The following is a 14,422-nucleotide window of genomic DNA, read 5'->3' as shown; positions in this document are numbered from 1 at the left end:
GCCGGGGCCCAATGGCCAAGGCCGTGGTAAAGGCGCGTGTCGCTCTTCAATAATCGTCTCGCATTTGGGCCCCGGCCTTCGGCGGGGAGGGGGCCTGGCTAGTTCTTCAGCCGCCACCCGGTCCTGAAGATCACCGCGATCACGCCCAGGCACAGCAGCAGGAAGAACGCCGTCACCCCCAGGCTGATCCCGACCGACACGTCGCCCTTGCCGAAGAAGCTCCAGCGGAATCCGGAGACCAGATACACGACCGGGTTGAACAGGCTGACCGTCCGCCAGGGCTGGGGCAGCATGTCGATCGAATAGAACGCACCGCCGAGGAACGTCAGCGGCGTGATGAGCAGCGCCGGCACGATCGTCAGCTGCTCGAACCCGTTCGCCCATATCCCGATGATGAACCCGAATAGGCTGAACGCGACCGCGGTCAGCAGCAGGAACAGGGTCATCGCGCCCGGATGCAGGATGGCGAGCGGCACGAACAGTCCAGCGGTCGCCAGGATGATGAGCCCGAGCGCCACCGACTTGGTCGCCGCCGCGCCGACATAGCCGATGACGAGTTCGATCGGCGATACGGGGGCGGAGAGCAGTTCGTAGATCGTGCCGGTGAATTTGGGGAAGTAGATGCCGATCGACGCGTTCGATATGCTCTGCGTCAGCAGCGACAGCATGATGAGCCCGGGAACGATGAAGCTGCCATAGCCGACCCCGCCCACCGTCTGCATCCGGCTGCCGATCGCGCCGCCGAAGACGACGAAATACAGCGACGTCGTGATGACGGGGGTGACGAGGCTCTGCCACAACGTCCGAAGCGCGCGCGCCATTTCGAACCGGTAGATCGCCCAGATACCGTGGGTGTTGATGGTTGGGGCGCGAGAGGCTGAAGCGGTCGTCATGCGTTTGCTTCCCGGTCGAGCTGAAGGGCTTCCCAATCGCGGTATGTCAGGCCACTCGGCTCGGTACGCCACGCCACCTGACCATTGGCCGAACGCCCGTATACAATTGCGGCGGCCGCGCTGGGGCTGCTAAACGCATAGTTCTGGGTGAAGACGTTGTGGTCGCCTTGTGGAACCAAGATCACTGCGCGCACCAATTCGGCAAAGAGCGAGGCGCAGTAATGCGTTTCTAACCCGGCCCAACTCTCCCGCGCCAATGAGCCCGCTTCGACAATGAACTCGCCATTCACCAACACCGCGGTGGCCCGAATTGCGCGCTTTCGATAATCCAGCGTGAACCGTGGCGCTTCCGATTCAACGGCGACGACGGCCGCGGTCGGAACAGGCGGTCGGGCGCGCTGGATGAACAGGTCCACGCGTACCGCAGGCAGGACCACCATCAGATTGTCGAGGAACGCTTCCATCTTCGCGATGTCGGCTTCGCTCAGCGAAGGCACCGTGGGCGTCGTGCCATTGTCCAGCGGCACGCGGCCCGTCAAACGAGCCTCTGCGATCAGTCGCGCTTCGAGATAGCGAACATGCGCCTTGTTCAGCTTGTTGGCCGCGGCCGTGACCAGGACCGCGGTCGTCCACCATTGCTTGCGAACGTCATGCGCCTTCAGGCGCTCGGCGATGTCCTCGCCCTCGCCGATATACGCGCGGGGTTCGCCCTCTTGTTCGCCGATCAGGATATAGACACCCGCATGGCGCGCCTCCGTTCGCATCAACGCCGCGGCGATCTGCGTCCGCGGCGTCATCAGGACATGGCCGGTCCAGTTGAACAGTTCGGCGGTAACCATCCCGTCCGGCTTTCCGTCGACGTAATAGAGTTCGAGCGATCGCCCTGTCGCACTAGTCATGCGGCATCCCTGCTTTGGACAAGATCGACGAAGATATCTTCCAAACTCGACCGCGACGTCTCCAGATCGGTGAAGCCGATTCCTAGGTCGCCGAGCGTGCGGAGCAGCGACGGGATGCCGGTATGTTCGGCGCGGGCGTCGAAGACGTAACGCAGCCGCCGCCCCTCGTCCTGCAGCGACAGATCCCAATTGGCGAGCGCGGCGGGGATCGTCGCCATCGGCTCCGCGAGCGCGAGGTCGAGTTCGCGCTTGCCGAGCTTCGCCATCAGCGCCGCCTTGTCGTCGACCAGCAGCAGCTTCCCCTTCGCGATCACGCCGACGCGGTCGGCCATCGCCTCGGCCTCCTCGATATAATGCGTCGTCAGGATGATCGTCGTACCGCGTTCCCGCAGGCGGTGGACCAGCTTCCACATGTCGCGGCGAAGCGCCACGTCGACACCCGCGGTGGGTTCGTCGAGGAACAGGATATCGGGTTCGTGCGCCAGCGCCTTGGCGATCAGCACCCGCCGCTTCATCCCGCCGGACAATTGCATGATCTTCGACTTGCGCTTGTCCCACAGCGACAGGTCGCGCAGCACCTGCTCGATATACGCGCTGTGGCCCGATTTGCCGAACAGCCGGCGGCTGAAGGTGACGGTCGCGATCACCGTCTCGAACGCGTCGGTCGACAGTTCCTGCGGGACCAGCCCGATCATCCCCCGCGCCGCCTTGTAATCGGTTAGCGCATCGTGGCCGTCGACCGTGATGCTGCCCGTCGACGGCGTCACGATCCCGCAGATGATGCTGATGAGCGTCGTCTTGCCCGCGCCGTTGGGGCCCAGCAGCGCGAAGATCTCGCCGCGGCGGATATCGAGATCGACCGAATGCAGCGCGGTCGTGCCGCCGGCATAGGTCTTGGAAACGCCGGCGACGGACAGGATCGTGTCGGCCATGATCTATGCTCCGCGCTTGCGCGCGTCGGCGATCGCGGCCTGCAGGTCGGCGAGCGGCTGCGCGCCCGTCAGCAAGCGGTTGCCGATCACGAAGCTGGGCGTGCCGGTCAGCCCGAGCGCGCGTTGCGTGGCGAGGTTCGCGCGCACCGTGTCGACGACCGCGGGCGACTGTGCGTCGCGGTTCAGCGTGGCGGGATCGAGCCCCGCCTTGCGCGCCGATGCGGCGATCGTCGCGTCGGTCACGGGGCCGGCGGCGTAGAGCGCGTCGTGGAACGGCTTGAACCGCCCGGCGCGCGCGGCGGCGATGCTCATCTGCGCGGCGACCCCGCTCGATGGTGCCAGGATCGGCAGATCGCGGAACACCACGCGGACATTCGGGTCGCTCGCCACCAGCTGGTCGATGATCGGCAGGCTGGCGCGGCAATACCCGCAATTATAGTCGTAATATTCGACGACGGTGACGTCGCCCTTCGCATTGCCGGCCCAGGCGTCGCCGACCGGCGCGGTGATCGCCGCGCGATTCGCGGCGATCGCGGCGGCGGTGTCGCGGTCCTGCAGCCGGTGCATCGCGTCGGACACGATCTCGGGATGCGTCAGGACGTAATTATGGACGATGCGTTCAATCCGGACCTGCTCGGCACCGCCCGGTGCCGCGAACCGGTCATAGCCCCAGACGCCGACACCGCCGGCGACCGCGGCGACCGCGGGAAGGATCCAGTTCCTCATTTGCGATGCTTCTTGTCGCGCAGTTCGTCCTGCGACGTCATCGCGATGTCCTGCGCGCGGATCCAGTCGCTGGTATTGGGCGGGATATTGGCCATCGCATAGCGCGCGCTCTGCACCGCTGTCCGGGTATCGCCGCGCATGCTCGCCTGTTCCGCGGTCGCCAGCGCGGCGCGTGCGGTGTCGCCGCTCGCCTCATACGCCGAACCGAGCTGGAACCAGCCGAACGGATTGTCGTCGTCCCGCCCGACCGCGGCCTTCAGCACGCGGATCGCCTCGGGATAATTCGCCTTGTTGTCGGTCGCGACCAGCGCGTGACCATAGGTCGTCGCGATCAGCGGATTGCCGTCCGATCGCTCGGTCGCATCGCGCAGCACCGGGATCGCCGCGACCGGATCGCCCGCCTCCAGCAGGATCTGGCCGCGGATTTCGAGGAAATACGGGTCGTGCGGCTCGGCGCGGATCAGCGCCACCGTCTCGGCATCGGCTTTGTCGGGGTAGCCGCCCTTGTGATAGGCGTAAGCCCGCGCATAATGCGCATAGATGCTTTGGTCGGTCGGCGGATAATCGTGGAGCGTCCGGTCTGCGGGGGCGACATAGCCTTCCAGCTTGGCCTTCACCCGCTTGAAACGCTCCTCCAGCACGGCGTCGGGTTTGTTGTTCCAGGCAGGCGACGCCTGCAGATCGGCGGACAGCGTCTGGATCCGCTCGCCCGACAGCGGATGCGTCTGCATGAACGGGTCTATATTCTGCAGGCCATAGGCATATTCCTCGTTCTGCAGCTTCTTGAAGAAACTCAGCATCCCACGGCCGGAGATGTTGGCTTCGCGCAGGAATTTTGCGCCGGTCGCATCCGCGGTCGCTTCCGTCGTGCGGCTGAACGCGAGATATTTGCCGAGCGCGGCCTGCTGCCCGGCGGCCATGACCCCCGCGCCCGCTTCGCCCGCGCCGGCGGCAATGGCGGCGAGCCCGACGACCATGCTGAGGATCTGGATGCCTAGCGCCGGCTTCGCCCCGGCATCCGCCAGGATCACATGACCGTCCGCGACATGGCCGAGCTCGTGCGCGATCACGCCCTGGACCTGGTTGGCGTTGTCCGCGACCTGGAGCAGGCCCGAATTGACGTAGATGGTCTGCCCGCCCGCGGTGAAGGCGTTGATCGAATCGTCCTGGATCAGCACGACCTTCACGGTGCGCGGCGAAAGGCCGGCGGCGGTGACGAGCGGGGTCGCCATCTGCGCGAACATCGCCTCGGTCTCCGCATCGCGCAGGATCGACTGCGCGGCGGCGGGCTGCGCACAGACGAGCAGCGATGCGGCGGCGATGGCGAGAAGGCGCTTCATGCCGCCGCTACGATCGATTCGCGCGGCCGACGGGCCCTTTTGCGGCGCGGAAGTGGACGAACCACACGCTACGTCCCGCCCGGAAACGCCCCCCGCGATAAATCCGGCGGTCCGCGGGTCGCGATGTGCTCGGAGGTCGATCATCGACATGATGCCGGCCCTGGCATGGAAACGCCAACATTGCGAGCCGCGGTGGCGCTTCGGCATTGCGCTGCGGCTCGAATCCGGCCCGACGCAGGACGCCGGGCCGGGCGTTCGATCACGCGCCGAAGGTGCGCTGCCACCAGCCGCCGCGACGCGGTTCGCCGTCGCCATTCCCATGCTCGACGTCGTTCGCCGCCGGTGCGGTGTCCGGGGCCGAGGCGGCAGAGGCTTCTTCCATAGCCGGTGCCTCGACGACGGGTGCCTCGACGACGGGCTCCGCCGCCGCCTTGCGCGGGCGACCGCGACGCTTCGGCGCTTCGGCGGCCACGGCTTCCGCCTCGACGGCCGCTACGGGTTCGGGTGCGGCTTCCGCTTCGACCGGTGCAGCCTTGCGGCGGCCGCGGCGCGGCTTGGCCGGGGCATCGGCGTCCGGCTCGGCAGGAGCTTCGACCGGGGCCGCGTCCGCAGCGACGGATGCCTCGGGCGCGGCGCTCCGGGCGCGTGGCCGTCGGCGCGTCTTGGGTATGTCGGGTTTTGCCTCGGCCGCAGCCGCGGCGATGTCGAGCGGCGATGTCACCGGACCCGAATCGCCCGCGTCCGCCGGCTCCTCGAGCGGTAATGCGGTCTCGACACCCTCGTCCTCGCCCGCCGCCGGAACATTGGTCTCCGCCCCGCCGCTGCGACGACCGCCGCGCCGACCCCGCCGACCGCGCCGACGACGGCCTTCGCCTTCCTGCGGATCGGTCTGGTCGCGTGCCGGCACCCCGCCTGCGTATTCCTCGGTTCCCTCCACGGCACCGGGCTCGTCCGCGCCGGCCGTCTCGTCGGCAGCCGTTTCGTCGCCGGTCATCTCGTCCGTCGAGTCACCGGCCTCGCCGCCCTCGTCGGGACGATTGCGGTTGCGGCGGCCACGGCGGCGGCGGCGGCGCTTCTGGCCATCGCCATCCCCGCTCTCGCGGTCGGCGCGCGGCTGGCGCGGCGCGCGATCGTTGGAGCGCTCCTCCGCCTCGTCGTCCACGACCTCCTCTTCCTCGTCGAGCTCGATCTCCTCGGGGATGTCGTCATCGACGTCTTCGATCGGCGCTTCGAAGCGCGGCGCGTGGCTCGGCGGCGGGCCGCTGGCCTCGACCGACATGTGCGCGCCCTCTTCCTCGCGATCGGGAAGGATCTCGACATGGACGCCGTAGCGATCCTCGATCTCGGCGATGTCCGCGCGCTTGCGGTTGAGCACGTAGATCGCCGCCTCCTGGCTCGCGCGCAGCGTCAGCAGCGAACCGCGACCGCGCGCGGCCTCGTCCTCGATCAGGCGAAGCGCGGACAGGCCGGCGGAGGAGGCGGTGCGGACCAGGCCGGTACCCTCGCAATGCGGGCAGGCGCGGGTCGACGCTTCCAGCACACCGGTGCGAAGCCGCTGGCGGCTCATTTCCATGAGGCCGAAGCTGGAGATGCGGCCGACCTGGATACGCGCGCGATCGTTCTTCAGCGCCTCCTTCATGCACTTCTCGACTTTGCGGACATTGGAATTGTTGTCCATGTCGATGAAGTCGATGACGACGAGGCCGGCCATGTCGCGAAGCCGCAGCTGGCGCGCGATCTCCTGCGCGGCTTCGAGATTGGTCGCGGTCGCGGTCTGTTCGATCGAATGTTCGCGGGTCGACCTCCCCGAGTTGATGTCGATCGACACCAGGGCTTCGGTCGGATTGATGACCAGATAGCCGCCCGATTTCAGCTGGACGACGGGGTGGTACATCGCCGCCAATTGTTCCTCGACATGCGCGCGCTGGAACAGCGGGACCGCGTCGGAATAATGCTTCACCTTGCGCGCGTGGCTCGGCATCAGGAGCTTCATGAACTCCTTCGCCTGGCGATAGCCTTCCTCGCCCTCGACCACGACCTCGTCGATCTCGCGGTTGTAGATGTCGCGGATCGCGCGCTTGATGAGATCGCTGTCGCCGTAGATCAGCGCCGGTGCGGAGGAGGACAGCGTCGTCTCGCGGATGCCGTCCCACAGGCGCGCGAGGTAATCGAAGTCGCGCTTGATCTCGACCTTGGTGCGCTGCAGCCCGGCGGTGCGGACGATGCATCCCATCGACGAAGGCAGCGCCAGATCGGCCATGATGGTCTTCAGCCGCTTGCGATCGCCGGCATTGCTGATCTTGCGGCTGATCCCGCCGCCATGCGACGTGTTGGGCATCAGCACGCAGTAGCGGCCGGCGAGCGACAGATACGACGTCAGCGCCGCACCCTTGTTGCCGCGTTCTTCCTTGACGACCTGTACCAGCAGGACCTGGCGGCGACGGATGACGTCCTGGATCTTGTAGCGACGGCGCAGATTCATCCGGCGCTGGCGAAGCGCCTCGACCTGATCGTCCTGGCCGCTGGACCGCGACTTGGGGCGATCGCCCTCTTCATAGTCGGCTTCATCCGCGACGTCCGGATCGCGGCCGCCGTCATCCTCGAAATGCTCATCGTCGTCTTCGGACTCGTCGGCATCGTCGTCCGCGTCATGTTCGGCGCGAAGCGCGGCCTCTTCGGCGGCGTGTTCGGCCTCTTCGCGCAGCAGCGCGTCGCGGTCTTCCTTGGGGATCTGGTAATAATCCGGATGGATCTCCGAAAACGCCAGGAAACCGTGGCGGTTGCCGCCATAATCGACGAACGCCGCCTGCAGGGACGGTTCGACCCGGGTGACCTTGGCTAGATAGATATTGCCCTTGAGCTGCTTGCGCTCGGCACTTTCGAAATCAAATTCCTCGATCCGATTCCCGTTGACGACCGCCACCCGGGTTTCCTCCCGGTGGCGTGCGTCGATCAGCATACGCATGGTCATTATATGGTCTCCACGCGCGCGCCGGGCCTGATAGCTGCCGTCGCGCGCCATAATAAATGGCGGGGCGGCGCGTGGCGCCGGGTCCGCCGGTGAACGAATGTGCCTCTGCTCGAAGACCAGCCGGGACGAACCTGTCCTGCGGCACCCGCACGCCATTCGAACCGCCGGCAAGGGCCGGTCGGTCGGGCGAACGAGGGGAATGCGTCATGCGAGCGTCAACCTAATAGGCAGGACCCGAACGGGGTGCCGATGGCCGGCGCTATCCTGTCGAACGAAGTCTGTCGAACGAATGCACCGGTGCAGAACACGCGTAGCATCGCGACCGCGGCTTCGCAACCGGCGCGCCCTTGCCGCCTTGCCGGCAAAATATTGCCGAACGCCGTATTAACCGCGCCCGGCAACCGTGTATTGCGATGCCGATCCCTAGACCGACCGTTCGATAACGGTCGACGATCAAAGGGGTTCACATGGCTTTTCGCTGGACCGGACGAGGTGCGCCGCGGCATGGCCGGCGCGTGTTGACGATCCTTGCCTTGTTGCTGGGCGGCCTGTTCGGCATGCCGGCCTTCGCCGCGACGATCGATCGGATAGCGATCGAGGCGGGGCGCGTGGTCGTGCATTTCGACGACCGGGTCGCGAACGCCTCCAGCACCGTCCTGGACGGACCGCAGCGAATCGCGATCGACGTCGTCGGCGTGACCCCGGGGCGCGCGGTGCGCCCGTCGGGCCTGGTGACCGCGGTGCGCGAGGCGCGGCACGGCGACGGCACGCGGATCACGCTCGACCTCGCCGAGCCGGCGGTGGTGTCCGACGGCGGCTTCGACGGCGATGGCCGCGAACTGACGCTGGCGCTGCAGCCGGTCGACGAAGCGCGCTTCGCCGCGGCGAGCATCGCCGGTCCGCTCGATTTCTTCCCGTTCAACTGGGGTAGCCGCGCGTCGTCGCGCTACAAGGTGTCGATCCCCGTACCGCCGCCGGCCAAGGCGCTGCCGTTGCCGCGCGTGGCGGGCGACGATTCGCGGCCGCTGGTCGTCATCGATCCGGGACATGGCGGGGTCGATCCCGGCGCGATCGGCCCGTCGGGTATCCGCGAAAAGGACGTGACCCTGCGAGTCGCCAGGGCGATCCGCGACGAACTGCTGGCGAGCGGGCGGGTGCGCGTGGCGCTGACCCGCGACGACGACCGGTATCTCGTGCTTCGCGAACGCTTCGGTATCGCGCGGCGGCTGCATGCGAACCTGTTCATCTCGATCCACTGCGACAGCGTCGGGCGGGGGCCGGGCGCGGACATTGCGACGGGCGCGTCGGCCTATACCTTGTCCGAGGTCGCATCCGACAAGGAGGCCGCACGGCTGGCGGCGCGCGAGAACAAGGCGGACATCATCTCCGGCGTGAATCTCGGCGATGCGCCTGCGGACGTATCGTCGATCCTGATCGACCTGACGCAGCGCGAGACGATGAATTCCTCCGCCGATTTCGCCCGGCTGCTTGGCCGCGAGGCCAAGCCGCTGATGCCGCTCAAGGCCAATTTCCACCGCATGGCGTCGCTGATGGTGCTGAAGGCCCCCGACATGCCGTCGATCCTGTTCGAGACGGGTTATATCTCGAACCCCGGGGATGCCGCGTTCCTCGACAGCGCGGACGGCCGCCACCGCATCGCGCAAAGCGTGTCGAACGCGGTCGAGGTGCATTTCGCGCGGCGGATGGCGTCGCGGTAGACCCTTTCCGGCGTCTGCACGCGCCGTCGAGACCAGGTGCGCCCATCCGTCGCCCCGGCCTTGAGCCGGGGTGACGAAGACAGCAGCGGACCGGATCGCATCCCCCTTTCCCCCTCGCCGGAACATGCTAGACGCGCAGGCCAGTCCATGGCGTCCGATGCTCTCCTTTCCCTGAAATTCCGCGCCCGCGGTGCCTGGTCGCGCTGGTGGGTGAAGCTGCTGGTCGTCGCGGCCTTGCTCGTCGCGATCGCCTATGCGTTGCTGTGGCTGATCGTCATCCGCCAATTGCCCTCGGTCGACGGTCTGCGCGCATACGAACCGCCGCTGCCGACCAACGTCCGCGGCAATGACGGCGCGCCGATCCACAGCTATGCGCGCGAACGCCGCGTCGAATTGTCCTATGCCGAATATCCCCCCCTGATGGTCGGCGCGTTCCTGTCCGCGGAGGACAAGAATTTCTTCGAACATCACGGCGTCGATTATGGCGGCGTCGCGCGCGCCGCCTATCAGGGGATCGCGCACGGTGCCACGCCGCGCGGCACGTCGACGATCACGCAGCAGGTCGCGAAGAACCTGCTGGTCGGCAACGAGGCGAGCTATTCGCGCAAGCTGAAGGAGGCGATCCTTGCCTACAAGATCGAGAACGCGCTGACCAAACAGCAGATCCTCGAACTGTATCTCAATCAGATCGCGCTCGGCCGCAATGCGTTCGGGGTCGAGGCGGCGAGCCATGCCTATTTCGACAAGGAACTGCCCGAACTCGACCTCGCGCAATATGCCTATCTGGCGATCCTGCCAAAGGGCCCGGCGAATTACGATCCGTTCCGCCATACCGACCGCGCGTTGGAGCGGCGGCATTATGTGCTGGCGGAAATGCTGAAGAACGGCTTCATCAATCGGTCCCAATATGCAGCGGCGGACGCCGAGCCGATCGGCGCTGTGCTGCGCCAGACGCCCAAGTTCGAGGCGGTGAGCGGCTATTTCATCGAAGAGGTCCGCCGCCAGTTGATCGACACGTTCGGCGAAACCGCGAACGACGGGCCGTTCAGCGTGTACTCCGGCGGGCTGTGGGTGCGCACCTCGCTCGATACGCGATTGCAGGACCTGGCGGCGCAGTCGCTCAGGGACGGGCTGATCCGCTATGATCGCGGGCGCGGGTGGAACGGGCCGATCCGGCATGTCGACATCGACGGCGAGAATTGGCGGCAGGCGCTGCTGAACACCAATATCGCGCTCGATTACCAGGACTGGCGCGCCGGGATCGTGATCGCGCGCGAGGGCGGCGCGGCGAAGATCGGTTTCGCCGACGGGCAGTCCGGCACGATGGACGCCAGCGCAGCCTCGATGCCCGTCCGCGGCAAGGGTGGCACCGCCTATGCCGCACTGAAGCCCGGCGACATCATCGCCGTCGCGCCCGAGGGTGGCAGCGCCACGCGCTTCGCGCTCCGCGCGATACCGAAAGTGTCCGGCGGGTTCGTCGCGGAGGAACAGTCGACCGGGCGGGTGCTGGCGATGCAGGGCGGTTTCGACGCGCGGATCCAGGCGTTCAATCGCGCCGAGCAGGCCGAACGCCAGACGGGGTCGGCGATCAAGCCGATCGTCTATTCCGCCGCGCTCGACAATGGAATGTCGCCCGCGACGATCCTGATGGATGCGCCGTTCTGCGTGTATCAGGGCGCGCGACTGGGGCAGAAATGCTTCAAGAATTTCGGCAACGAGGGCAGTTCGGGGCCGCACACGATGCGCTGGGGCATCGAACAGTCGCGCAACCTGATGACCGTCCACGCCGCCGCGGCGATCGGCATGCCCAAGGTCGTCGACCGGATCAAGGCGATGGGCGTCGGCAGTTTCCCGCCCTATCTGTCCTATGCGCTCGGTGCCGGTGAGACGACGGTCGGTCGCATGGTCAACGCGTTCGCGATGCTGGCCAATCAGGGCCGGGGCAACGCGCCGACGCTGATCGATTTCGTCCAGGACCGTCACGGCAAGGTGATCCTGCCCGAGAATTGGCGCGGCTGCGACGGGTGCAACGCGCCCGACTGGAACGGCAAGGCGATGCCGCGGCCGCCGTCCCGCCTGAAACAGGTCATCGATCCGATGACCGCGTTCCAGATGGTCCACATCACCGAAGGCGTGATCCAGCGCGGCACCGCGGTGACGCTGCACGAGCTGGGCCGGCCGATGTTCGGCAAGACGGGGACCAACAACGGCCCCACCGACGTCTGGTTCATCGGCGGCACCCCGCAGTTCATCGGCGGGCTCTATATCGGCTATGACAGCCCGAAGCCGCTCGGCGGTTCGGCGCAGGGCGGGACAATCGCCGCGCCGATCTTCAAGCAATGGGCCGCCAAGGCCTATGAGGGCATGGAGAAGCTGCCGTTCCGTGCGCCCGCCGGCATCCGCATGGTCCGGATCGACCGCGCCAGCGGCAAGCCGGTGTTCGGCACCTGGCCCGACATGAGCGATCCCAAGCCGGCGGTGATCTGGGAAGCGTTCAAGCCCGAAAGCGAACCGCGCCGCGCCGCGCGTCGTGCCGGGCCTGCTTCGGCGACGACGGGCGGCCCCGCCGCCGCGCGCGCCGATACGCCGCGCGACAGCGATTTCTTGCAAAAGCAGGGCGGCATTTATTAGAGGCGCACTCCAAGTTTCCGTTCGTGCTGAGCTTGTCGAAGCACATGTCCCAAAACATGCCCTTCGACAGTCTCGGGCGAACGGCGGAGCCGGAAGCAAATCGCTCCGGGCTAACTATATATGAATGCGGGCGGTTACGATCCTCCCGCGGAACCGGAGAAAACACCATGCGCGCCGAAGCGCAGGCCCATGTCGAGACGATCAACGAGGCGCTGGCGCTGCTGCGCCGCTTCCTCGATTGGGATCGTGCGCTCCGTCGCCTCGACGAACTGAACGCGCGGGTCGAGGATCAGGCCTTGTGGTCCGATCCAAAGGCCGCGCAGGCGGTGATGCGCGAACGCCGCCGGCTGGACGAGGCGATCGCGGCGACGCGCGCCATCGAAAGCGAACTCAGCGACAATGTCGAGCTGATCGAGATGGCCGAGGCCGAGGGCGATACCGCGATGGAGGCGGACGGCGTCCAGGCGCTCGCCGATCTCGCCGCACGCGCGGACCGCGACAAGGTCAAGGCATTGCTGGCGGGCGAGGCGGACGGCAACGATACCTATGTCGAGGTGAATGCCGGTGCCGGCGGGACCGAGAGCCAGGATTGGGCCGGGATGCTCAGCCGGATGTATTCGCGCTGGGGGGAACGCCACGGGCTGAAGGTCGAACTGATCGACCAGCATTCGGGCGAGCAGGCGGGGATCAAATCCGCGACATTGCTGCTGAAGGGTGAGAACGCCTACGGCTATGCCAAGACCGAAAGCGGCGTCCACCGCCTGGTCCGGATCAGCCCGTATGACAGCGCGGCGCGGCGGCATACGTCGTTCGCCAGCGTGTGGGTCTATCCCGTCGTCGACGACAATATCGAGGTCGAGTATAACGAGAGCGACCTGCGCATCGACACCTACCGTGCGAGCGGAGCGGGCGGTCAGCACATCAACACGACCGACAGCGCGGTGCGGATAACGCACGTTCCCACGGGCATCGTGGTGCAGTGCCAGAACCAGCGATCGCAGCACAAGAACAAGGCGGAGGCGTATAATCAGCTCCGCGCCCGGCTGTACGAGCGCGAACTCGCGATCCGCGAGGCGGCGGCAAATGCCGAGAATGCGGGCAAGACCGATATCGGCTGGGGTCACCAGATCCGTTCGTACGTGCTGCAGCCGTATCAGATGGTGAAGGACCTGCGCACCGGCGTAACCTCGACCAGTCCGTCCGACGTGCTCGACGGCGACCTCGACGCGTTCATGGCGGCGGCGCTGTCGCAACGCGTGACCGGCGAAGTCGCCGAGGTGGAGGACGTGGAGTAGGTGAGCAGGATGTCGCTTTTTACCCCCTCTCCCCTTGTGTTGGTCGTCGCTCTCTTCCTTGCCGCCTGCGACGGATCGTCCGCGCTCATCAGGCACGATCCCAAGCCGCCAGGTCCGTTCCCCGCCGCCGATCGCCCGGTCGCGCACATCGTCTCCGCGCGCTGGTCGACCGAGCAGGACCGCGACCGCGTCAACGAGGCGGGCGACGTGATGGCCAAGAGCGGGATCAAACCCGGCATGACCGTCGCCGATATCGGCGCGGGCGAGGGCTATTACACCATCCGCCTCGCCGCGCGCGTCGGCAAGGACGGTCGCGTGCTGGCGGAGGACATCTTCGCGAACGTCCGCGACGCGCTGGCGGACCGGGTCGCGCGCGAGCGGCTGGACAATGTCAGCGTTCGGCTGGGGTCGCCCGCGGACCCGCGGCTGCCACCCGCCAGTTTCGACCGGGTCGTGATGGTTCATATGTATCACGAGATCGAACGGCCCTATGAATTCCTGTGGCGGATGCGGCCTTCGCTGAAGCCCGACGGGTTGATCGTGGTGGTCGACGCGAATCGCCCGACGCAGGATCACGGCACGCCCCCCGCGCTCCTGAAATGCGAATTCGCCGCGGTAGGCTATCTGGAGGTCGCGGTGAGCGACATGCCGTCCGCGGGCGGCTATCTCGCCGAATTCCGCGCCACCGGACCGCGCCCCGAACCCGCCGCGATCAAGCCCTGCCGGCTGGGTTGACCCGTAGTGGAAAGATATTAACCTACGTTGCGGAGACCTTGCGGGAACGCTTTGCTTCGCCTCTTGTTGTTCGTGCGAAGCCGGGCGGGTTTGCTGCAAGGCTCGGGGTCAAAAGGGAAGGTCACTCGATGCTTTGGACGATCGCAATCATTCTGCTGGTGCTGTGGGCACTTGGTTTCTCGCTGCATATCGCGGGTGGCCTGATCCACATCCTGATCGTCGTCGCGGTCATCGTGGTCCTGTTCCAGCTCATCACCGGCCGGCGCGCCTGACGGGACGATA

The 14,422-nt window shown here is 66.7% G+C and carries 11 protein-coding genes; 5 read left to right on the top strand and 6 right to left on the bottom strand.

Features of this window, described 5'->3' with window-relative positions; genetic code table 11:
- Positions 1–98: 98 nt before the first annotated feature.
- The 6 genes from HUU99_RS03670 to HUU99_RS03645 all read right to left on the bottom strand — a co-directional run bounded on the left by HUU99_RS03670 (position 99) and on the right by HUU99_RS03645 (position 7,749).
- A complete protein-coding gene (locus HUU99_RS03670; RefSeq protein ID WP_174285217.1) occupies positions 99–893 on the bottom strand; it encodes an ABC transporter permease in 795 nt (264 codons plus the stop codon).
- Complete coding sequence (locus HUU99_RS03665) at positions 890–1,690, bottom strand: GIY-YIG nuclease family protein (RefSeq protein ID WP_254602900.1); 801 nt, start codon at positions 1,688–1,690, stop codon at positions 890–892. Before HUU99_RS03665 ends, HUU99_RS03670 begins: the two co-directional genes overlap by 4 nt.
- A 98-nt stretch (positions 1,691–1,788) precedes the next feature.
- Positions 1,789–2,724, bottom strand: coding sequence for an ABC transporter ATP-binding protein (locus HUU99_RS03660; protein WP_174285215.1), 936 nt, complete (start codon positions 2,722–2,724; stop codon positions 1,789–1,791).
- 3 nt (positions 2,725–2,727) lie between these two features.
- Positions 2,728–3,450, bottom strand: coding sequence for a DsbA family protein (locus tag HUU99_RS03655; RefSeq protein WP_174285214.1), 723 nt, complete (start codon positions 3,448–3,450; stop codon positions 2,728–2,730).
- Positions 3,447–4,790 carry a M48 family metalloprotease gene (locus HUU99_RS03650; RefSeq protein WP_174285213.1) on the bottom strand — a complete coding sequence of 448 codons (1,344 nt, stop codon included), beginning with the start codon at positions 4,788–4,790 and terminating at the stop codon, positions 3,447–3,449. Before HUU99_RS03650 ends, HUU99_RS03655 begins: the two co-directional genes overlap by 4 nt.
- Before the next feature lie 259 nt (positions 4,791–5,049).
- Positions 5,050–7,749, bottom strand: coding sequence for an Rne/Rng family ribonuclease (locus HUU99_RS03645; protein WP_174285242.1), 2,700 nt, complete (start codon positions 7,747–7,749; stop codon positions 5,050–5,052).
- A 479-nt stretch (positions 7,750–8,228) separates the two neighbouring features.
- Here HUU99_RS03645 and HUU99_RS03640 point away from each other — a divergent pair, with 479 nt between their 5' ends.
- From HUU99_RS03640 to HUU99_RS03620, 5 genes are all read left to right on the top strand, one after another.
- On the top strand, positions 8,229–9,479 hold the full coding sequence (locus tag HUU99_RS03640) for an N-acetylmuramoyl-L-alanine amidase family protein (protein ID WP_174285212.1): 1,251 nt from the start codon (positions 8,229–8,231) through the stop codon (positions 9,477–9,479).
- A 147-nt stretch (positions 9,480–9,626) separates the two neighbouring features.
- The gene (locus HUU99_RS03635; protein WP_174285211.1) at positions 9,627–12,110 is read left to right on the top strand and encodes a penicillin-binding protein 1A; all 2,484 of its coding nucleotides are present in this window, start codon (positions 9,627–9,629) and stop codon (positions 12,108–12,110) included.
- Between the two features lie 167 nt (positions 12,111–12,277).
- Positions 12,278–13,405 (top strand): peptide chain release factor 2, encoded by a 1,128-nt coding sequence (gene prfB, locus HUU99_RS03630; protein ID WP_174285210.1) that lies wholly within the window; start codon positions 12,278–12,280, stop codon positions 13,403–13,405.
- Between the two features lie 9 nt (positions 13,406–13,414).
- Positions 13,415–14,140, top strand: a complete 726-nt coding sequence (locus tag HUU99_RS03625) for a class I SAM-dependent methyltransferase (RefSeq protein ID WP_174285209.1) — start codon at positions 13,415–13,417, stop codon at positions 14,138–14,140.
- A gap of 128 nt (positions 14,141–14,268) precedes the next feature.
- Entirely contained in the window at positions 14,269–14,412 is a 144-nt protein-coding gene (locus HUU99_RS03620) for a lmo0937 family membrane protein (RefSeq protein ID WP_174285208.1), read from the top strand.
- Positions 14,413–14,422: the final 10 nt, after the last annotated feature.

Source organism: Sphingomonas bacterium (assembly GCF_903642285.1).
Classification (GTDB): domain Bacteria; phylum Pseudomonadota; class Alphaproteobacteria; order Sphingomonadales; family Sphingomonadaceae; genus Sphingomonas.
The sequence above is the reverse complement of the archived record's forward strand: the minus strand, read 5'-3'. Positions and strand labels throughout refer to the sequence as shown.

Excerpts from the sequence above, each read along its gene's own strand:
- HUU99_RS03655 (WP_174285214.1), bottom strand. The coding sequence starts at position 3,450 with ATGAGGAACTGGATCCTTCCCGCGGTCGCCGCGGTCGCCGGCGGTGTC.
- HUU99_RS03635 (WP_174285211.1), top strand. The coding sequence starts at position 9,627 with ATGGCGTCCGATGCTCTCCTTTCCCTGAAATTCCGCGCCCGCGGTGCC.
- HUU99_RS03640 (WP_174285212.1), top strand. The coding sequence starts at position 8,229 with ATGGCTTTTCGCTGGACCGGACGAGGTGCGCCGCGGCATGGCCGGCGC.
- prfB (WP_174285210.1), top strand. The coding sequence starts at position 12,278 with ATGCGCGCCGAAGCGCAGGCCCATGTCGAGACGATCAACGAGGCGCTG.
- HUU99_RS03620 (WP_174285208.1), top strand. The coding sequence starts at position 14,269 with ATGCTTTGGACGATCGCAATCATTCTGCTGGTGCTGTGGGCACTTGGT.
- HUU99_RS03660 (WP_174285215.1), bottom strand. The coding sequence starts at position 2,724 with ATGGCCGACACGATCCTGTCCGTCGCCGGCGTTTCCAAGACCTATGCC.
- HUU99_RS03645 (WP_174285242.1), bottom strand. The coding sequence starts at position 7,749 with ATGCTGATCGACGCACGCCACCGGGAGGAAACCCGGGTGGCGGTCGTC.
- HUU99_RS03670 (WP_174285217.1), bottom strand. The coding sequence starts at position 893 with ATGACGACCGCTTCAGCCTCTCGCGCCCCAACCATCAACACCCACGGT.
- HUU99_RS03665 (WP_254602900.1), bottom strand. The coding sequence starts at position 1,690 with ATGACGCCGCGGACGCAGATCGCCGCGGCGTTGATGCGAACGGAGGCG.
- HUU99_RS03625 (WP_174285209.1), top strand. The coding sequence starts at position 13,415 with ATGTCGCTTTTTACCCCCTCTCCCCTTGTGTTGGTCGTCGCTCTCTTC.
- HUU99_RS03650 (WP_174285213.1), bottom strand. The coding sequence starts at position 4,790 with ATGAAGCGCCTTCTCGCCATCGCCGCCGCATCGCTGCTCGTCTGTGCG.